The sequence below is a fragment of the Streptomyces sp. NPDC006384 genome (genome assembly GCF_042870695.1).
In the GTDB taxonomy this organism is placed as follows: Bacteria; Actinomycetota; Actinomycetes; order Streptomycetales; family Streptomycetaceae; genus Streptomyces.
Genome location: NZ_JBIAHR010000013.1, coordinates 152,313 through 171,845 on the forward strand (window position 1 = coordinate 152,313; position 19,533 = coordinate 171,845).

The 19,533-nt window shown below is 73.8% G+C and carries 17 protein-coding genes; 13 read left to right on the top strand and 4 right to left on the bottom strand.

All coding sequences use genetic code 11. The annotated features are described in order from the left end of the window. Nucleotides 1-139: 139 nt before the first annotated feature. The 3 genes from hydA (at nucleotide 140) to ACFYOJ_RS19800 (ending at nucleotide 4,214) form a co-directional block, all read left to right on the top strand. Nucleotides 140-1,543: a dihydropyrimidinase gene (hydA, locus tag ACFYOJ_RS19790; RefSeq protein ID WP_356552958.1), complete on the top strand. Its 1,404-nt coding sequence runs from the start codon at nucleotides 140-142 to the stop codon at nucleotides 1,541-1,543. A gap of 11 nt (nucleotides 1,544-1,554) precedes the next feature. Next, entirely contained in the window at nucleotides 1,555-2,556 is a 1,002-nt protein-coding gene (locus ACFYOJ_RS19795) for a TIGR03842 family LLM class F420-dependent oxidoreductase (protein WP_356552957.1), read from the top strand. Between the two features lie 122 nt (nucleotides 2,557-2,678). After that, nucleotides 2,679-4,214, top strand: coding sequence for an NCS1 family nucleobase:cation symporter-1 (locus ACFYOJ_RS19800; RefSeq protein ID WP_356552955.1), 1,536 nt, complete (start codon nucleotides 2,679-2,681; stop codon nucleotides 4,212-4,214). Here the strand turns inward: ACFYOJ_RS19800 and ACFYOJ_RS19805 are convergent. Together ACFYOJ_RS19805 and ACFYOJ_RS19810 are read right to left on the bottom strand one after the other, a co-directional pair. Continuing rightward, nucleotides 4,211-4,876 (bottom strand): hypothetical protein, encoded by a 666-nt coding sequence (locus ACFYOJ_RS19805; RefSeq protein WP_356552953.1) that lies wholly within the window; start codon nucleotides 4,874-4,876, stop codon nucleotides 4,211-4,213. The genes ACFYOJ_RS19800 and ACFYOJ_RS19805 overlap by 4 nt on opposite strands. Nucleotides 4,877-5,006: 130 nt before the next feature. Beyond that, nucleotides 5,007-6,071 (bottom strand): biotin/lipoate A/B protein ligase family protein, encoded by a 1,065-nt coding sequence (locus ACFYOJ_RS19810; protein ID WP_356552951.1) that lies wholly within the window; start codon nucleotides 6,069-6,071, stop codon nucleotides 5,007-5,009. 237 nt (nucleotides 6,072-6,308) lie between these two features. Between ACFYOJ_RS19810 and ACFYOJ_RS19815 the strand changes: the two genes are divergently transcribed. From ACFYOJ_RS19815 to ACFYOJ_RS19840, 6 genes are all read left to right on the top strand, one after another. Beyond that, a complete protein-coding gene (locus ACFYOJ_RS19815; protein ID WP_356552949.1) occupies nucleotides 6,309-6,635 on the top strand; it encodes a hypothetical protein in 327 nt (108 codons plus the stop codon). Nucleotides 6,636-6,682: 47 nt separating this feature from the next. Then, nucleotides 6,683-7,453 (top strand): helix-turn-helix transcriptional regulator, encoded by a 771-nt coding sequence (locus ACFYOJ_RS19820; RefSeq protein ID WP_356552947.1) that lies wholly within the window; start codon nucleotides 6,683-6,685, stop codon nucleotides 7,451-7,453. A gap of 327 nt (nucleotides 7,454-7,780) precedes the next feature. Beyond that, entirely contained in the window at nucleotides 7,781-9,160 is a 1,380-nt protein-coding gene (locus ACFYOJ_RS19825) for an MFS transporter (RefSeq protein ID WP_356552945.1), read from the top strand. A gap of 480 nt (nucleotides 9,161-9,640) precedes the next feature. After that, the gene (locus ACFYOJ_RS19830) at nucleotides 9,641-10,663 is read left to right on the top strand and encodes an alpha/beta hydrolase (RefSeq protein ID WP_356552943.1); all 1,023 of its coding nucleotides are present in this window, start codon (nucleotides 9,641-9,643) and stop codon (nucleotides 10,661-10,663) included. Nucleotides 10,664-10,700: 37 nt separating this feature from the next. Next, nucleotides 10,701-11,249: a TetR/AcrR family transcriptional regulator gene (locus ACFYOJ_RS19835; protein WP_356552941.1), complete on the top strand. Its 549-nt coding sequence runs from the start codon at nucleotides 10,701-10,703 to the stop codon at nucleotides 11,247-11,249. Nucleotides 11,250-11,389: 140 nt separating this feature from the next. Next, the gene (locus tag ACFYOJ_RS19840; protein ID WP_356552939.1) at nucleotides 11,390-12,826 is read left to right on the top strand and encodes an MFS transporter; all 1,437 of its coding nucleotides are present in this window, start codon (nucleotides 11,390-11,392) and stop codon (nucleotides 12,824-12,826) included. A 66-nt stretch (nucleotides 12,827-12,892) separates the two neighbouring features. Here the strand turns inward: ACFYOJ_RS19840 and ACFYOJ_RS19845 are convergent, their stop codons facing one another. Then, nucleotides 12,893-14,392: an FAD-dependent monooxygenase gene (locus ACFYOJ_RS19845; protein WP_356553015.1), complete on the bottom strand. Its 1,500-nt coding sequence runs from the start codon at nucleotides 14,390-14,392 to the stop codon at nucleotides 12,893-12,895. A gap of 44 nt (nucleotides 14,393-14,436) precedes the next feature. On the opposite strand from ACFYOJ_RS19845, the gene ACFYOJ_RS19850 reads away from it, so the two are divergent. Continuing rightward, nucleotides 14,437-15,063: a TetR/AcrR family transcriptional regulator C-terminal domain-containing protein gene (locus ACFYOJ_RS19850; protein WP_356552938.1), complete on the top strand. Its 627-nt coding sequence runs from the start codon at nucleotides 14,437-14,439 to the stop codon at nucleotides 15,061-15,063. Nucleotides 15,064-15,328: 265 nt separating this feature from the next. On the opposite strand, the gene ACFYOJ_RS19855 is transcribed toward ACFYOJ_RS19850, so the two are convergent. Next, nucleotides 15,329-16,222: a LysR family transcriptional regulator gene (locus ACFYOJ_RS19855; RefSeq protein WP_356552936.1), complete on the bottom strand. Its 894-nt coding sequence runs from the start codon at nucleotides 16,220-16,222 to the stop codon at nucleotides 15,329-15,331. Between the two features lie 326 nt (nucleotides 16,223-16,548). Between ACFYOJ_RS19855 and ACFYOJ_RS19860 the strand changes: the two genes are divergently transcribed. The 3 genes from ACFYOJ_RS19860 to ACFYOJ_RS19870 all read left to right on the top strand — a co-directional run bounded on the left by ACFYOJ_RS19860 (nucleotide 16,549) and on the right by ACFYOJ_RS19870 (nucleotide 19,456). Then, nucleotides 16,549-17,397: an inositol monophosphatase family protein gene (locus tag ACFYOJ_RS19860; protein ID WP_356552934.1), complete on the top strand. Its 849-nt coding sequence runs from the start codon at nucleotides 16,549-16,551 to the stop codon at nucleotides 17,395-17,397. A gap of 108 nt (nucleotides 17,398-17,505) precedes the next feature. Further along, nucleotides 17,506-18,915 carry an NAD(P)/FAD-dependent oxidoreductase gene (locus ACFYOJ_RS19865; protein WP_356552932.1) on the top strand — a complete coding sequence of 470 codons (1,410 nt, stop codon included), beginning with the start codon at nucleotides 17,506-17,508 and terminating at the stop codon, nucleotides 18,913-18,915. Between the two features lie 31 nt (nucleotides 18,916-18,946). Continuing rightward, nucleotides 18,947-19,456 carry an O-acetyl-ADP-ribose deacetylase gene (locus tag ACFYOJ_RS19870; protein ID WP_356552931.1) on the top strand — a complete coding sequence of 170 codons (510 nt, stop codon included), beginning with the start codon at nucleotides 18,947-18,949 and terminating at the stop codon, nucleotides 19,454-19,456. The last annotated feature ends 77 nt before the right edge of the window (nucleotides 19,457-19,533 follow it).

Below are 19,533 nucleotides of genomic sequence, written 5' to 3' on the forward strand. Positions count from 1 at the left end.
GGCGCCCCGCCCCGGGCCGGGGCGGCCCGGCGCGCCCCCCCCCCGCGGCCCCCGCCCCCCCCCCCCCCCCCCCCCCCCCCCCCCCCCCCCCCCCCCCCGACCGTGCCGTGACCGACCGCTCCTGACAGGAGGGACCAGCATGAGCAGCCGTACCGTCATCCGCGGCGGCCTCGTCGTCACCGCCTCCGACGAGATGCACGCCGACGTCCTGATCGAGGACGGCCGCGTCGCCGCCCTCGCCGCGACCGGCACCCCGGCCGCCGACGCCTTCACGGCCGAGAAGGAGATCGACGCCACCGGCAAGTACGTGATCCCGGGCGGCGTCGACGCACACACCCACATGGAGATGCCCTTCGGCGGCACCTACGCCTCGGACACCTTCGAGACCGGCACCCGCGCCGCCGCCTGGGGCGGCACGACCACCATCGTCGACTTCGCCATCCAGAGCGTCGGACACTCCCTGCGCGAGGGCCTGGACGCCTGGCACGCCAAGGCCGAGGGCAACTGCGCCGTCGACTACGGCTTCCACATGATCGTCTCCGACGTGAACGAGAAGACGCTCAAGGAGATGGACCTGCTGGTGGAGGAGGGCGTCACCTCCTTCAAGCAGTTCATGGCCTACCCCGGCGTCCTCTACTCCGACGACGGCCAGATCCTGCGCGCCATGCAGCGCGCCGCCGGCAACGGCGGACTGATCATGATGCACGCCGAGAACGGCATCGCCATCGACGTCCTCGTCGAACAGGCCCTCGCCCGCGGCGAGACCGACCCCCGCTTCCACGGAGAGGTCCGCAAGGCGCTGCTGGAGGCCGAGGCCACCCACCGCGCCGTCCGGCTCGCCCAGGTCGCCGGGGCACCGCTGTACGTCGTGCACGTGTCGGCCCAGGAGGCCGTCGCCGAGCTGGCCCGGGCCCGCGACGACGGACTGAACGTCTTCGGCGAGACCTGCCCGCAGTACCTGTTCCTGTCCACCGACAACCTCGCCGAACCGGACTTCGAGGGCGCCAAGTACGTGTGCAGCACACCGCTGCGCCCGCGCGAGCACCAGGCGGCCCTGTGGAGGGGGCTGCGCACCAACGACCTCCAGGTGGTCTCCACCGACCACTGCCCCTTCTGCTTCACCGGCCAGAAGGAGCTGGGCCGCGGCGACTTCTCCAGGATCCCCAACGGCATGCCGGGCGTCGAGAACCGCATGGACCTGCTCCACCAGGCCGTCGTCGACGGGCACATCGGCCGCCGCCGCTGGATCGAGATCGCCTGCGCCACCCCGGCCCGCATGTTCGGCCTGTATCCGCAGAAGGGCACCATCGCGCCCGGCTCCGACGCCGACATCGTCGTCTACGACCCGCACGCCCAGCAGGTGATCTCCGCCGAGACCCACCACATGAACGTCGACTACTCGGCCTACGAGGGCAGGCGGATCACCGGCCGCGTCGAGACCGTCCTCTCGCGCGGCGTGCCGGTCGTCACCGAGCGGGAGTACACCGGCCGCAAGGGCCACGGCGTCTACACCCCGCGCTCCACCTGCCAGTACCTGAACTAGGAGCGGTGCCCATGGACTTCGGACTCGTCCTGCAGACCGACCCGCCGGCCTCCCGCGTCGTCGGCCTGATGCAGCGCGCCGAGCACAACGGGTTCACGCACGGCTGGACCTTCGACTCCGCCGTGCTGTGGCAGGAACCCTTCGTGATCCACAGCCGGATCCTGGCCGCCACCACGCACCTGAGGATCGGCCCGATGGTCACCAACCCCGGCACCCGCACCTGGGAGGTGACCGCCTCCACCTTCGCCACCCTCAACGACATGTACGGCAACCGCACCGTCTGCGGCATCGGACGCGGCGACTCCGCGATGCGGGTGGCCGGCCGCAGACCCGACACCCTGGCCCGCCTGGGCGAGGCGATCGACGTGATCCGCGACCTCGCCGAGGGACGCGAGGCCGAGGTCGGCGGACGGCCGCTGCGGATCCCGTGGGTGCGGGACGGGAAGCTGCCCGTCTGGATGGCGGCGTACGGCCCGAAGGCCCTCGCCCTCGCCGGACGGAAGGCCGACGGCTTCATCCTCCAGCTCGCCGACCCGTACCTGACCGAGTGGATGGTGAAGGCCGTACGCACCGCCGCCGAGGAGGCCGGGCGAGACCCCGCCTCCGTCACCGTCTGCGTCGCCGCCCCGGCGTACGTCGGCGACGACCTGGCGCACGCCCGAGAGCAGTGCCGCTGGTTCGGCGGCATGGTCGGCAACCACGTCGCCGACCTCGTCGCCCGCTACGGCGCACACTCGGACCTGGTCCCCGAGGCGCTGACGTCGTACATCAAGGAGCGGCACGGCTACGACTACAGCCACCACGGACGGGCCGGCAACCCGTCCGCGGACTTCGTCCCCGACGAGATCGTCGACCGGTTCTGCCTGCTCGGACCGGCCGAGGCGCACATCGAGAAGCTGCGCACGCTGCGCGATCTCGGCGTCGACCAGTTCGCCCTGTACGCCATGCACGACGCACAGGAAGCCGTGATCGACGCCTACGGCACGCAGGTCATCCCGGCCGTCGACGGCTGACCTCCCCTCCCGGACCGCCCCCCTGCCCGCGACCGGCGGGCAGGGGGACGGGGCACACCCGCGCACCCCCCTCGGCACCGCACGCACGGCCTCTCCCGTCCCACCGCATGATTGGCCTGCCCATGACCGACACCGCGCCCACGCCCCTCCCGCCGTCCACCCAGGTCACCCTCCCCGACGGGCGCGTGGAGCTCGCCCCGGGCTCCCCGCCGCCGAGCGGCCCCTACGCCAACGAGGACCTGCTGCCGGTACCCGTCGAGAAGCGCACCTGGACCACGTACAACTTCTCCGCGCTGTGGGTCGGCATGGCCCACAACACGGCCTCCTGGACCCTGGCCTCCGGTCTGATCGCCGTCGGCATGGACTGGAAGCAGGCGGTGCTCACCATCGCCCTGGCCAACCTGATCGTGCTGGTGCCGATGCTGCTCACCGGGCACGCGGGACCCAAGTACGGCATCCCCTTCCCCGTCTTCGCCCGCGCCTCCTTCGGCATCCGCGGCGCCAACCTGCCCGCCGTCGTACGGGCGTTGGTGGCGTGCGGCTGGTTCGGCATCCAGACCTGGATCGGCGGCGAGGCGATCTACTTCCTGGCCGGCAAGCTGATCGGCGACGGCTGGTCGGACGCCGCGGCCTTCGGCGGTCATCCCTGGACGATGTGGCTGTCGTTCGCGGTCTTCTGGGCGATCCAGGTCGTCATCATCTACCGGGGCATGGAGACCATCCGCCGCTTCGAGAACTGGGCGGCGCCCTTCGTGCTGGTCGGCGCGTTCGTGATGCTGTGGTGGATGACCGACAAGGCCGGCGGCTTCGGCCCGCTCCTCGACCAGCCGTCGAAGCTCGGCTGGGGCGCGGACTTCTGGGCGCTGTTCTGGCCCTCCCTCATGGGCATGATCGGCTTCTGGTCCACGCTGTCCCTCAACATCCCCGACTTCACCCGCTACGGGAGGAGCCAGAAGGCCCAGACCCGCGGCCAGGCCCTCGGCCTGCCGACCACGATGACCCTGTTCGCCTTCCTGTCCGTCATGGTCACCTCCGGCTCCCAGGCGGTCTACGGGGAGCCGGTCTGGGACCCGGTGAAGCTCGCCGCGAAGACGGACAACGCGGTCGGGCTGCTCTTCGCCCTCGTCACCGTGCTGGTGGCGACCCTGTCCGTGAACATCGCCGCCAACCTGGTCTCGCCGGCCTTCGACTTCTCCAACGTCGCGCCGCGCAAGGTCAGTTTCCGGGCCGGCGCGATCATCACCTGCGTCCTCGCCGTGCTGATCTTCCCGTGGAAGCTGTACTCCGACCCCGAGGGCTACATCTTCACCTGGCTCGGCCTGGTCGGCGGACTGCTCGGCACGGTCGCCGGCATCCTCGTCGCCGACTACTGGATCCTGCGCCGCACCCGCCTCGACCTCGTCGACCTGTACCGCACCGGCGGCCGCTACTGGTACGGCGGCGGCTGGAACTGGCGCGCCGTCCTCGCCTTCGCCACCGGTGGCGTCCTGGCCGTCGGCGGCGCCGACTTCCACCCGCTGGTCGACGGCCGTCCGGTGCCGTTCCTCGAACCGCTGGCCGACTACGGCTGGGCGGTGGGCCTCGGCACCTCCCTGGCGCTGTACCTGCTGCTGATGCTGCTGCCCGCCACCCGGCCGGCCCGGGGCGCTGGAACCTAGCCCTCTTCCAGGGCGGCCACCGCCTCCTTGGCCGCCCTGATGGCCCCCTTGTTGATCTCTTCGGTGCCGGGCGCCTTCTTCGACTCGAAGTCACTGCCGTTGTACGTGACCATCACCACGGCGTTGGCCGCGCGGACCAGCACGGTGCCCTCCCGGGTCTGCTGCTTGTCCTCGGTGGTGAGGTTGACGACGGAGTACGCCGTGTCGCCGAGTCCCGGCACGTCCCCTCCGCCGCTGCGGTCGGCGACCCGCTCGGTGTACGACTTCCGCGCGGCCTCGTCCGACTCCATCACCTCGTAGGAGACGTCGAGCCAGCGGTAGTCGTACCCCTTGAGCGCGTTCCACGAGCAGGTGCGGCGCACCTTCTTGTCCGTCGACGGGATCTCCTTGCCCTCCTCCGCCTTCACCCCCGGCACCAGCGAGGTGACCGTCTTCTCCGCCAGGGCCTCGCAGGGCGCCGGGGCGGCGGCGTACGTCCTGGACGGCGCCCGCGTCGCCGGGGCCGAGGCGGAGGCGGACGGACGTCCGCCGTCGGGCGGCGTACGGTCGTCGGCGTCCGTGGTCGTGTCCGGCCCGGACGACATCACCCAGCCCGCCGTGGCGAGCACGGCGACCGGGGCCAGGCGCGCGGTCAGGGCGAGCGGCAGGGGAAGGGAACGCACGGCGCACTTCTCGTGGGGGACGGTACGGAAGGGGCCCGCACTGCGGACGGGACGCCAGTGTCACACGAGTCCCGGTGGGGCGGAAAGGGCGAACTCGCTGCGTGGCCGCACGGTGACGCAGACGGACCGGTCAGGGCACGCGGGCCGTCCACCGGGGGGTGGAGAACTTGGTGCGCGCCAGCTCGTGCGCCCGGGCCAGCTCCTCGTCGGTCACCTTCCCGCGGGTCAGCCCGTAGCGGCCGTCGAAGGAGGTGATCATCCGCTCGATCACGGCCTCGCGGGGCAGACCGGTCTGCCGGCGCAGCGGATCCACCCGCTTCTTCGCGCTCTTGACGCCCTTGTCGCTGAGCTTCTCCCGCCCGATGCGCAGCACCTCGAGCATCTTGTCGGCGTCGATGTCGTACGACATGGTCACGTGGTGCAGCACGGCGCCGGGGCCGCCGGCGTGGCCCACGAGCCGCTTCTGCGCGGCACCCGCGATCTTGCCCTGGTCGGTGGCGATGTCGTTCAGCGGCTGGTACCAGGCGCGGACGCCCATGTCACCGAGGGCGCCGAGCACCCAGTCGTCGAGGTAGGCGTAGCTGTCCTGGAAGGAGAGGCCCTGCACCAGTGCCTCGGGCACGGACAGCGAGTAGGTGATCGTGTTGCCGGGTTCCACGAACATGGCGCCGCCGCCGGAGATCCGGCGCACCACCTCGACGCCGTGGCGGGCGGCGGCCTCGGTGTCGACCTCGTTGCGCAGCGACTGGAAGCTGCCGATGATCACCGCGGGGGCGCCCCACTCCCACACCCTGAGCGTCGGCGGACGCCGGCCCGCCGCGACCTCGGCGGTCAGCACCTCGTCCAGGGCCATGTGCAGGGCGGGGGACTGCGGCGCCTCGTGGACGAGCTGCCAGTCGTAGTCCGTCCAGTCCGTGGCGTGCGCGAGGGCCCGGCGCACGGCGACGCCGACACCCTCCGAGGTCAGCCCGTACATCACGGTGCCCTCGGGCAGCGCCGCGTCGATGCGCGCGGCCAGCCCGGCGGCGTCGGTGTCGGCCGGGGCGCCCTCCAGCGCGCGGTTCACGGCGTCGAGGGCCTCGTCCGGTTCGAGGAAGAAGTCGCCCGCCACACGCACGTGCCGCAGCGCGCCGTCCTCGGCCTCCACGTCGACGACGACCAGCTTGCCGCCGGGGATCTTGTACTCACCGTGCACCGTTCCGCCTCCGTCTCCGCACACGGGAGGCAACAGCGGGAGGGGCGGCGGTGTTCCCGGCGGTACCCCGGCAGTCGGCCGGGGCACCGCCCGGCCGATGCCCACCGCGGCACGCGTGCGAGCATGTGCCGTACGGCGGAGCCCTGTTGGGGAGACTCCGCCGTGAGAACCGCATCCGGACCAGGAGGAACCTGTGCCCAGCCTCGCCCTCATGCCCGGCGTCGACCCCGCCGCCCGGTGAGCGGCGCCCGCCGGCGCGTGGTCGCCGTATGGGCCGGGCTCTGCCTGACCGGTGCCGTCGCCACTCTGGCCCTCGAGGGCGGTCCGCACCCCGCGGCATCGGAAGCCCCCACCGGGGAGCCCACGCCGGCCGGCACCCGCGCCGTCGACTGCGAGGAGATCGCCGACCACATCGAACAGGACCGGGCGGAGGCCGAGCGGGCGCGTCGGGAGGCGCTGGATCCGTCGGCGTCCCCCGACGGCACGTTCACCATGACCCACAAGGTCTTCGCGGTACCGCGGGAGTGCGCGGAGACCCTCGGGGAACGCGGTCCGCGGGACTGAGCGGCCGGCCCGGACGGGCGTGGTCCGGCCCCGGCTAGCCTGGGCGCATGCGTGTCACCAGGGAGCTGCCGGCGCTCGCCGCGGGCGAGGTGGACGTGCCCTTCGTGATCCATGGGTACGAGGAGGTCGTCGCCAGCGACACGGCGTGGAACGAGCACTCGCACCCGTGGCACGAGCTGCTCTGGAACGCGCACGGCACCTCCACCGCCGTGGTCGGCTCCCAGGTGTGGTGCATCACCCCGACGCTGGGCCTGTGGATGCCCGCCGGCCGGCTGCACTCCGCCTCCGCGGTCGCCGGCACCGCCTACCGCGCCCACTTCTTCCGCCACGGCACGGTGTCGGCCCTGCCCGACGTGCCGGTGACCGTCGAGATCACCCCGCTGCTCCGGCTCCTCATGGAACGGCTCGGGGAGCCGGACCTGCCGGCGCGGTCCCGGGCCGTGACCGAGGCGATGGTCCTCGACGTCCTGCGGCCGTCGCCCCGGGCGCTGCTGGTGCAGCTGCCCACCTCCCCGCTGCTGAAGCCCCTCGTGGACGCGGTGCGCGCCGACCCCTCCGACCAGCGGACGCTGACCGGCTGGGCCGCCGCGCTCGGCTGCAGCACCCGCACGCTGACCCGCGCCTTCCGGGCGGAGACGGGCACCAGCTTCGCCCGCTGGGTCGCCTCGGTACGGGCCCAGCACGCCGTGCGGCTCCTCGCCCGGGGCTTCGAGGTCGACGTGGTGGCCGAGGCGGTCGGCTACCGCTCGGCGAGCGCCTTCGGCGCGGCCTTCCGCCGGACCACCGGCATGACCCCCGGCAGGTTCCGGGCCCGCTGACGGACACGGACGGCGGGCGGGGCCGCCGTGCCGGATGTCCCGATCGCTACAGGGGCTGTCGATAAATCTCGATTGATCCGTTCCCCCTCGCTCCCTACGCTGGGCGGGCCAGGCCAAGCCCTCCCCGGCCTGCCGCAGCAAGTGCGGTGCCCCGCTCCACGCCCCACCGTCCCCGTGATCCGGACGTGCGAGCCCGGCCCCCGAACGAAAGTGGTCCCCGGGTCGATGAGAACCCCACGTCTTCGCACGCCCGCTCCCGGCGCCGTCCCCGCCGCCCTGGCTTCTGGGCGTCCGCGCACCTCCGGTCCCGCCGGGAGCCGCTGAACCATGACCTCCAAGCTCGCCTCGGTGCTGCCCGACCTCGCACCCTGGCGTTCCTCCCGCGACTTCCGCCTGCTGTGGGTGCAGGGCCTGGTCACCTACCTCGGCAGCGTGATGGCGCTGATCGCGCTGCCGCTCCAGATCAAGGAACTCACCGGCTCGCCGCTGGCCGTGGGCGCCATGGGCGCCGTCGAACTCGTCCCGCTGGTGGTCTTCGGCCTCTACGGCGGCGCCCTCGCGGACGCGGTGGACCGGCGCAAGGTCATCGTGCTGACCGAGGCGGGACTCGGCCTGCTGGCCCTGATCCTGCTGCTGAACGCCCTGCTGCCCCGCCCCATGCTGTGGCCGCTGTACGTGGTGGCGGCCGGCGTCGCCGCCCTCGCCGGACTCCAACGGCCCGCCGTGGACTCGCTGCTGGCCCGCATCGTCCCGCACGACCAGCTCGCCGCGGCCGCGGCCCTCAACGCCCTGCGCTGGCAGGCCGGCGCCATCGCCGGTCCCGCGCTGGCCGGCCTGGTGGTCGCCTACACGGGCAACGGCCCCGCCTACGCCACCACCGTGGTCTGCTTCGCCGCGTCGGTCCTGATGTGCCGCCGGCTCTCTCCCGTACCGCCCCGCGAGAAGGCGGCCCGGCCGTCCCTGCGCGGCATCGTCGAAGGGGCCCGCTACGCCTGGTCCAGGCCGGTGCTGCTGGGCACGTACGCCATCGACCTCGCCGCGATGTTCTTCGCCTTCCCCAACACCGTCTTCCCGTTCCTCGCCGACGAGCTGGACGCCGACTGGTCGCTGGGCCTGATGTACGCGGCGGGCTCCGTCGGCTCCCTGCTGGTCAGCCTGACCAGCGGCTGGGTCTCCCGCACCCGGCGGCACGGCCTGCTCGTGGTGTTCGGCGCCACCGGCTGGGGCCTGGCCATGGCGGCGGCCGGCTGGACGTCGGACATCTGGCTGGTGCTGGCCTGTCTGGGCCTCGCGGGAGCGGGCGACATGCTGAGCGGACTGGGCCGCTCCACCATCTGGAACCAGACCATCCCCGACCGGCTGCGCGGCCGGCTCGCCGGCATCGAGGTCCTCTCCTACAGCGTCGGCCCCCAGCTCGGCCAGGTCCGCGCCGGCGCCATGGCCGGCTGGACCGGCGCCCGCCCGGCGATCTGGACCGGCGGCCTCGCCTGCGTCGCCGCGGTGGGCCTGCTCACCGCCGCACTGCCCAAGCTCGTCGCCTACGACGCCCGCACCGACGAGGACGCCCTCCGCCGCGCCGCCGAGGACGACCTGCCCGGCCCCGGGAGGACGACGGACACCGGCCCCGAGGACACCGCACCCGAGGACACCGGCCTCGAGAACGGTCCCGAGGAGGCCGTCAGGGGAGAGGAGCCGTCGAGGCCCTGACCCGGCGGAGCGCGCAGGCCGCCTCCGGCCCCGGCCGTCCGAACCGTCCGCCCGGCGCGGTACGGGCCGGACGCGCACACGCCCGGACGGGCGGTCCGGGCCATCCACCACGGCACCCCGACGGCGGTCGGTCCCGCCACCCGGCAGGCCCGGCGCGCTGCCGGACCGGCGCGCGGCCCGCGACAGCCCGGTCACGGCGTTCACCGCCGACGGCCGTCGGCGGCGGTCGGCGCGCGCGGTGTGCCGGAACCTCATCCCCGCCTTCACCTGCCGTTATGCCGATGACGCAGAGGAGCATGCCGAAGAGGAACTTCCGGAAACGGCGGGCATGGGGTGTGCTGGGAACCGGGAGCACCCCTCTCCGCGGATCCCCCTCTCCACGGATCCCCATGGATTCCTGCGGATCTCCACGGACGGGAACGCCGGGCGGCGTCACCGTGACGCACCTCGCTCCTCCCACGCGCACTCGGAAGGTTTCGCATGACCAGCACCACCCCCCGCCCCGGCACGGCGACGGCCGCCGTGCCGCCGCCCGTCGCCTTCGACCCGGAACTGGCCCCCGTCCTGGCCTCCCTGGGCGAGCAGGCCCCGCTGACACCGGAGTTCATCCCGCAGTTCCGTGCCGCAGTGGCGGCCGGCGCGCTCGGCGACGAGGCTCTCGCGTGCGGCGGCGAACTGGTCCGGGAGGAGCGCACGGTCGCCGGGCCGGCGGGGGCGCCGGACATCACCCTGCTGATCTGCCGCCCGGCCGGGACGCCGAAGGACGCACGGCTTCCGGTGCTGTACCACATGCACGGTGGCGGCATGGTCGCGGGCAGCCGCCGGCACCTCGTCTCCGACGTCCTGGACTGGACGCGGACGCTGCGGGCGGTGACGGTGTCGGTGGAGTACCGGCTCGCCCCCGAACACCCCCATCCCGCACCGCTGGAGGACTGCTACGCGGGTCTGCTGTGGACGGCGGAGCACGCCGCGGAAATCGGCGCGGACCCGGACCGGATCGTCGTGGTGGGAGCCAGCGCCGGCGGAGGTCTCGCCGCGGGCCTGACCCTGCTGGCCCGCGACCGAGGTGGTCCCGCCCCGGCGGCCCAGGTCCTGCTCTCCCCGATGCTCGACGACCGCAACGACACCTTCTCCGGCCGGCAGACGGAAGGACGGGGCCTGTGGGACCGGGCCTCCAACGCCACCGGCTGGAACGCCCTCCTGGACGGCGCCGCGGGCACCCCGGAGGTGTCCCCGTACGCGGCACCGGCGCGCGCCGAGGACCTCACCGGTCTGCCTCCGGCCTACCTCGACGTCGGCTCGGCGGAGACCTTCCGCGACGAGACCGCCGCCTACGCGGGCCGGCTGTGGCGGGCCGGCGTCCCGTGCGAGCTGCACGTGTGGCCGGGGGGATTCCACGGCTTCGACGAGGTCGCCCCCGAGGCCCGCCTCTCCCGCCGGGCCAAGCGGACGCGCCGGGAGTGGCTGGCCTCCCGGCTCGCCGAGCGGCAGGGTCCCCGGTGAAGTTGACGCACACTTATGAAAGTGGTTAATTACTTTCATGAGTACCGCGAGGACGAGACAGCGTTCCACGGCCGAGGAGCGCCGGGCCACCGTGATGAGCACGGCGATCAGGACGTTCGCCGTGCGGGGCTACTACGGCACCTCGACCATGGACGTCGCCAAGGCGGCGGGGATCTCGCAGGGCTACCTCTACCGGCTCTTCCCGGACAAGGAGAGCCTGTTCGCCGCCCTGATCGACCACTGCTCCCGGGTGCTGCGCGAGGCCGCCGCCGCCGCGGTGGCCGAGGTCGGCAGCTCCGACCCGGAGGCCGTCCTCGCCGCGCTGAGCTCCTCGTACGAAGGCGTCGTGGCCGACCGGGACGTGCTGATGATCCTGATGCACGGGAACTGCGCGGCCGGCGAGCCGGTCATCGGTGAGGCGGTGCGCGCCTGCTACGCCAAGCAGGTCGAGTACATCCGGTCCGCCTCGGGCGCCTCCGACGAGCAGTTGCGCCGCTACTTCGCCGACTCCCTGCTGGCCAACGTCGTGCTGGCCGTCGGCGCCGACACGGTGGACGCCCCCTGGGCGCGCACCCTGCGGGCCTGAACCCTCCTTCCGTGTCCCGGGCCGCTCCGGCGGCCCTCTTTTCGGGCCAGGAAGTAAGCGGTCAACCGCTTACTTTCTTCCTTCCTTCCTTCCGGCAGTTCCGCTGCCGCTTCCGTCACTCCTGATCGAGAGGAACCGTCATGTCCGAGCGTCGGGGAACCGGGCTGCTGCTCGCTCTCCTGGCCTTCGCGCAGTTCATCAGCGCGATCGACTACAACATCGTCTACGTGGCGCTGCCCGAGATCGGCCGCGAGGTCGGGTTCGACGCCCACAGTCTGCAGTGGGTGGTCAGCGCCTACGCCGTCGCCTTCGGCGGGTTCCTGCTGCTGGGCGGCCGGACGGCCGACCTGCTGGGCCGGCGCCGCATGTTCGTCACGGCACTGGTCCTGTACGGGCTGGCCTCTCTCGCGGGCGGCCTCGCCACCGGGCCGGGCGTGCTGGTCGCCGCCCGTGCCGTCCAGGGACTGGGAGGCGCTCTGCTGCTGCCCGCCACCCTCTCCCTGATCAACACCAGCTTCGAGGAGGGCGCCGAGCGCAACCGGGCCCTGGCCGTGTGGGGCGGCGCCGGCGCCGTCGGACTCGCCCTGGGCTCGCTCCTCGGCGGGGTCCTCACCGAATACCTCGGCTGGGAGTCCGTCTTCTACGTCAACGTGCCCCTGGCGCTGGGCGCCGCCGCGGTCGCGTGGAAGGCCGTCGCCCCGGACGCGCCCCGCGAGACCGGCCGGGGCTTCGACATGACCGGCGCGCTGTCCGCGACGGCCGGTTTCACCTCCCTGGTCTTCGGCGTCGTCCAGGGCCCGGAGGCGGGCTGGGCGTCCGCCCAGGTCCTGGCCGCCCTCCTCGCGGGGCTCGTCCTGATCGGTCTCTTCCTCGCGGTGGAGGCCCGCACCGCGCACCCGCTCATGCCGCTGCGGCTGCTGCGCAACCGCGACCTCGTGGCCGCGATGGGCGTCACCTTCGTCTTCATGGGCACCTTCGGCGCGCAGTACTACTTCTTCACCCTGTACCTCCAGAACGTGCACCACTACAGCGCCATGGCCACCGGCCTGGCCTTCGTCCCGTCCGCGCTGACCGGCATGATCGGCACCAAGGCCAGCGAGAAGCTCCTCGGGCGGGTCGGCACGCGCACCACCCTGATCACGGGGCTGCTGCTCGGCGCCGCCGGCATGGCCGTGCTCGCCCTGGCCCTGTCGCCCACCGGCGGCTATCCGGCGCTGCTGCCCGGCATCGTCCTGCTCAGCCTGGGCCAGGGGCTGGCCTGGACCGCCATGTTCGCCGCCGCGGGCACCGGGGTCGACCCCGCCCACCAGGGCATCGCCTCCGCCATGGCCTCCACCACCCAGCAGATCGGCAGTGCCGTCGGCCTGGCCGTCCTGATCGCCGTAGCCTCCCACGGCACCCACGCCACCGACGGTCCCGCCCTCGTGCCCGGTCTGCGCACGGCAGGGTTCCTCGCGGCGGCGCTCACCCTGATCGGCGTGGCCATCGCCCTCACTCTGCGGCGCGGCGACACCTCCCGGCCCGCCGCCGGCGGCGACGCCGACGCCCGGGACGCCTCCCCGGTCCTGTCCGCCTGAGCCCGGGACCGACGGCATCCCCTCCGGGTCCCGCCCCCGGACGTCGTGAGGCGGCCGCCGTGGCGGTCACCCCCGGTGGGTGGCCGGGAGCGCGGCGGCGAGATCCGCCACGAGCAGGGCGTCGTCGCTGTGGGTGCCGGCCCAGGCGATGTGTCCGTCGGGACGGACGAGGACGGCGCGTACGCCGTCCCAGCCGGCCTGCGGCAGGTGCGGCGGGGTCCCGGCGCGCACGCGCAGGCCGGGCCGGGCGAGGCGGTCGAAGGGGCGGGCCGTGCCGCCGGTGAGGTCGAGCAGCAGGAAGCTGTCGGCGCGCAGCAGGGCGAAGAGGCCGGTGTCGCCGAGGGGGAGGTCGGGGGCGCGGGTGCCGGTCAGGGGATGGGCGCCGGGACCGGCGGGCGGATAGGCGACGGAGAGGGAGCCGACCTGTGCGGCGAGGAGGTCGTTGAGGTCGGGCAGGGCGGTGATCAGCCGGCCGAACAGGCCGCGCAGGGCGATCCCTTCGGGGGAGAACGCGGTCATGAGGGCGACCTGGGCCCGGCTGTTCCCCGTGAGGTCGGCGCCGACCGGATGGCGTTCGGCGTGGTAGGTGTCCAGAAGGCTGTCGGGGGCCCAGCCGTTGAGGGTCGCGGCGAGCTTCCAGGCGAGGTTGGCGGCGTCCTGGACGCCGACGTTCAGGCCGACGCCGCCGGCGGGGAAGTGCTGGTGGGCGGCGTCGCCGGCGAGGAAGACCCGGCCCTTGCGGTACCGGCCGGCGAGACGGGTGGCGTTGCTGTAGCGGGAGAGCCAGACCGGGTCGCGCATGCCGAAGTCGGTGCCGGCCACGGCGACGACGTTCTCGCGCAGTTCGTCCAGGGTGAGATCGCCGGGCCAGGTGGTGGTCAGGTCGCGCGGGGTGATGCCGACCAGGCGGTGGACGCCGCCGGGCAGGGGGACGGCCATCAGGGTGCCGGCCGGGCCGAAGACGCTGTGGCCGGGGGCCGGCGGATCGTCGAGGACGACGTCGCCGAGCCAGCCCAGCACGGTGGAGGGGGTGCCCGGCCAGCCGATGCCGGCCTCGGTGCGCACGGTGCTGCGGGCGCCGTCGCAGCCGACCAGGTGCTCCGCTTCCAGAACGAGGGGGCCTTCGGGGGACCGGACGTGCACGCGGACGCCGCCGGGGCCGTCGGTCAGGCCGGTGACCTCGTGGCCGCGCAGCACGGTGGCGCCCAGTTCGCGTGCCTGCCGCTCCAGCAGCGCCTCGGTGCGTTCCTGCGGCAGGACGAGGGTGTGGGGGAAGGGAGTCGGCAGGCGGCCGAAGTCCAGCCGGGACTCCAGTGCGCCGAAGTGACCGCCGGGAATCGGTACGCCCTCCTCGACGAAGGCCCGGTGCACGCCCCGGGAGGCGAACGTCTCCAGGGTGCGGGGGTGCAGGGTGAGGGCGCGGGAGCGCGTGTCGCGCTCGGTGCGCGCTTCGACGACCGTGACGGTGACGCCCGCGCGGCGCAGTTCCGCGGCCAGCCACAGCCCGACGGGGCCACCACCGGCGACGACGACCTGGACATCCATGAGCTTGCTCCTTCGGATCACTTCTTGGTCGGCGACCAAGAAGTGATCGGCAGTAAACTAGGTCGGTGACCAAGAAGCAAGCGAAGGAAGACGCCGGCGGCCGGCTCACGCGCGCGGCGGTGATCGAGGCCGCGCTGGCGGTGCTGGAGGAGCGGGGACTGGAGGGTCTGTCGACCCGTGCCGTGGCCGACCTCCTGCAGGTGCGCATGAACACGGTTCTGTGGCACGTGAAGACCAAGGCGCGGATGCTGGAGCTGATGGCCGACGCGGTGCTGGGCGGCATCGACTACGCGGAGCTGCCCTCCCCGCCGCGGCAGCGGGCGCGGGAACTGGCCGTCCGCTACCGGCGGGCGCTGCTCTCGCACCGTGACGGCGCCGCCCTGGTGACCGGCACCTATCCGGCCGAACCGCACACCCTGCGCTTCGCCGACCGCCTCGTCGGGGCCCTGCTGGAGGCCGGTGCGGACGAGAAGCAGGCGGCCTGGACGGCGTGGACGGTCACCTACTTCGTCCTGGGCCTGGTCCAGGAGGAGCAGGCCGCCCCCGACCGGCGCGACGACCGCCTGGCGCGGGCCGTGGACGCCACGGCGTACCCGGCCCTGCACCGGGTCGTCGAGCACCTGGGTCCCGATGCCTTCGAGGACCGCTTCGCCTCCGGCCTGGAGGCGATCCTCTCCCGCCTGCCGGAGTGATCACGGAGCGGGCGCGGAGCGGGCGCGGAGCGGGCGCGCACGTCACCGGCCGCCTGGCTCCCGCCCCGGCGACGGGCCGTCCCGGTGACGGGCCGCCCTGGTGACGAGCCACCCCGGCGACGGGCCGCCCCGGGCGTGCGGCACAGGCGGCGTGCGGCACGGACCGGTCCGTGCCGCGGGAGCGCCGACGGCCGAGGGCACACGATCACGGGGACACGGCCAAGGGGACACGGCCACCTCGACAGGGCCGACCGCGCGGAGACGCTCAGGCGTCTCCGGCCGCCCCCAGGAACGCCGCCGCGTGGCCGAGGAAGTGACGGGTCTCCGGAGTGACGTTCCGGTGCGCCCAGACCAGGCTGAGCGGCTGGAGGGGGCCGTCGCTCAGCGGAATGCCGACCGTGCCCTCCGGACGGCCGACGCCGTCGTCGGGGGCGCCGGCGAAGGCGACGGCCTGGCCGAGACGGACGACGGCGAGCATCTGCAGACCGTCGCTCACCTCCGGGCCGGGCAGTCCGGGCGGCCCGTCGGGCCACAGGGCGGGGTCGTTCAGCGCGGCGGCGGGGCCCGTCCAGCGCACGACGGGTTCCTCGGCGAGGTCGGCGAGGCCGAGCGACCGACACCGGGCCAGCCGGTGTCCGGTGCCGACGAGCACGTGGCCGCGTTCCCGGCGCACGGTGCGGCTGACGAGCTCGGGGTCGGCGACCGTCCCGCGTACGAGGGCGACGTCGGCCTGCCCCGCGTGCAGCCGGGTCAGCTGGTCGTCGACGGTGCCTACGGACGCGCGGACCCGGTACGGGAAGCGGGGGCCGTCGCAGGAGCCGACGAGGCGGTCCAGAAGGGCGGCGTCGCACCCGGGACTGGTGACCGTCACGGTCGTGGGACCGGCGGCCCGGCGGCGAACCCGGGCGGTGGCGCGGGCGGCGTGGGCGAGCAGCGCCCTGCCCTCCTCCAGGAGGGTCCGGCCGGCGGGGGTGAGGGACAGGCCGTGCGGGGCGCGGACGAGCAACGTGGTGCCCAGGGTCCGCTCCAGCGCCTTCACGGCGCGGGACAGGGCTGGCTGAGTCATGCTCAGACGGGCGGCGGCCCGGGTGAAGTTGCGTTCCTCGGCCACGGCGACGAAGTAGTGCAGCTGCCGCAGCTCGATGGTCGGGTCGATCATGCGCACATGCTGTCACGTGCGCTTATGCCGGTTCGGCATCGGGCCGTGCGCGGACGGGACCTCCACGGTCGCTCCCGTCGGGGCGCGCCGGACGCCAGAAAGGGAACGGCCTTCCCCGGAACGCCTTCAAGAGCACGGCGTGGCGGCAGCGCACGACGGACGCGCGGCAGTGGTGACGGCGGGAGCCGGCGGGACCCGATCCGGCCGTTGCCCGAAGGGAGCCGCGCGGTGGAGCGCCGCCCCCGGAATGCCGGTGTTCACGCGGACTCCTCCGGGAGTACGCCACCCGGGTGGGGGATGTCAGCGGCGCGTGCTCTCATGGAGTCATGATCGAGAACAACGAAACCATCGACGAGTTTCTCGCCCGGCACGCCGACGAGGTGGAGGAGGCCGTCCGCAAGGCGGCCGCCCAGGAGATCATGCCGCGCTGGCGCCGGCTCGCCGCCGACGAGGTCGACCAGAAGTCCGGCCCGCACGATCTGGTGACGGACGCCGACCGCAGGGCCGAGCTGTTCCTCACCGAGGCCCTGTCCGCCCTGCTGCCCGGCTCGGTCGTGGTCGGCGAGGAGGCGGTGCACGCCAACCCCGCCTCGTACGAGGCGCTGCGCGGCGAGGCACCGGTGTGGATCGTCGACCCCGTCGACGGGACACGGCAGTTCGTCCACGGCGACGAGGGGTTCTGCACACTGGTCGCCCTCGCCCATCACGGAGTGGTGCGCGCCTCCTGGACGTACGCGCCCGTCCGCGACCGGCTCGCCACGGCCGTACGGGGCCGGGGCGCCTTCCTGGACGGTGAGCGGCTGTACGCCGGGCCGCCCGAGCCCGGGCGCGACCTGCGGGTCGCCACCTCCCACCCGGACTACACGACGGACGAGCAGAAGCACGCCCTGCTCGGCCTGCGCGTCCCGGGGGTGGCCCCCCGCCCCTGCGGTTCGGCGGGCCTGGAGTACCTCGCCGTGGCCCGCGGTGAGCTGGACGCCACCGCCTTCTCCTGGGAAGCGGCGTGGGACCACGCGGCCGGCCTGCTCCTGGTCGAGGAGGCGGGCGGCACCCATCTGACGCGCACGGGCGAGCCCTTCCGTATCACCGGTGACAACGAACTGCCGTTCACCGCGGCCCGCGACGCGGCCACGGCCCGCCGGGTGGCCGCCCTGCTCGCGGGGGAGACCGCCTGATCCGGGGGCCCGCGGTCCTGCCTCCCCGCGGGGAGGACGTGCCGGTGGCCCGGCATATCCTGATCCCCAGTGGCCGTCGGCTGACGAAGGAGTCCGAAGGTGCCGTCGATGCTCGATGCGGTCGTGGTGGGCGCGGGACCGAACGGACTGACCGCTGCCGTGGAGCTGGCGCGCCGCGGTTTCTCCGTCGCCGTCTTCGAGGCGCGGGACACCGTGGGCGGCGGCGCCCGCACCGAGGAGCTGACCCTCCCCGGCTTCCGGCACGACCCCTGCTCGGCCGCACACCCGCTCGGGATCAACTCACCGGCGTTCCGCGCCCTGCCCCTGGAGCGGTACGGGCTCGAGTGGCTGCATCCCGCGCTGCCCATGGCGCACCCGTTCCCCGACGGCTCGGCCGCCGTGCTGTCCCGGTCGGTCGGCGAGACCGCCGCCTCCTTCGGCCCGCGCGACGCGGGCACCTACCGCAGGCTGGTCGAGCGTTTCCTGCCCCGCTGGGACACGCTCGCCCGCGACTTCATGTCCCTGCCGCTCACCGCGCTGCCCCGCGACCCGGTCACCCTCGCCCGCTTCGGCCTGGTCGGACTGCCGCCCTCCACGTGGCTGATGCGCCGCTTCCGCGACGAGAAGGCCAGGACCCTCTTCGCCGGCCTCGTCGCGCACGTCATGGCCCCGCTCGGCGGCTTCGCCACCAGCGCCATAGGCCTGGTCTTCGCCCTCGCCGCCCACGCCCGCGGCTGGCCCGTGGCCCGCGGCGGCTCCCAGGCCATCTCGGATGCCCTCGCCGCCTGCCTGAAGGACCTCGGCGGCACCGTCCACACCGACTACGAGGTCAGGCGCCTCGACGACCTGCCGCCGGCGCGGGCGTACGTCTTCGACACCTCGCCCACGGCCCTGGCCCGCATCGCCGGCCTCGGCAACCACTACGAGCGCTTCCGGTACGGCCCCGGCGTCTTCAAGATCGACTATGCGCTGGACGGCCCCGTCCCGTGGACGGCCGAGGAGCCCCGCAGCGCGGGCACCGTGCAGATCGGCGCCGACAGCGCGGAGATCGGCGCCGCCCTGCACGCCGCCTCCGCCACGGACCGCGCGCCGGACCGGCCGTTCCTCATCACCACCCAGCCCGGCGTCGTCGACCCCACCCGCGCCCCCGAGGGCAAGCACGTCTTCTGGGCGTACGGACACGTCCCCAACGGCTGGACCGGCGACCTCACCGACGCCGTCGAACGCCAACTGGAGCGCTTCGCCCCCGGGTTCCGCGACCGCGTCCTCGCCCGTGCGACCGCCGGCCCGCCCGAACTCGCCGCCCGCAACGCCAACTACGTCGGCGGGGACATCGCCTCCGGCGCGGTCTCCGGGCTCCAGCTGCTGCTGCGCCCCAAGCTCTCCCTCTTCCCGTACTCGACCCCGCACCCGGCCGTCTACATCTGCTCGTCGGCCACCCCGCCGGGCCCCGGCGTGCACGGCATGTCGGGGCACAACGCGGCGAAGGCGGTGTGGCGCAGGCTGCGCCGGACGTGACCTTTCGGCCGAGCCGACCCGAGGACCGGACATGACCACCATCACCCTCGTCCAGGGCGACATCACCCGCGAGAGCGTCGACGCCATCGTCAACGCCGCCAACTCCTCGCTCCTCGGCGGAGGCGGCGTCGACGGCGCCGTCCACCGGCGCGGCGGTCCTGAGATCCTGGCGGAGTGCCGCAAGCTCCGCGCCTCGCACTACGGCAAGGGCCTGCCCACCGGCCGGGCTGTCGCCACCACCGCGGGCCGCCTGGACGCCCGCTGGGTGATCCACACGGTGGGACCGGTCTGGTCGGCCACCGAGGACCGTTCCCCCCTCCTCGCCTCCTGCTACCGCGAGTCCCTGCGCGTCGCCGACGAGCTCGGTGCCCGCACGGTCGCCTTCCCGGCAATCTCCACAGGCGTCTACCGCTGGCCGATGGACGACGCGGCCCGCATCGCCGTCGAGACGGTACGGAACACCACGACCTCGGTCACGGAGGTCCGCTTCGTCCTGTTCGACGACCGGGCGTATCAGGCATTCGCCGCACAGGCGCACTGAAGTCCCCTCCGGCCGGCCCGCCGGACCTCCGCACGCCTCCCCACCTGGCTTGACGCTGCTGTTGCAACTGATGTGCA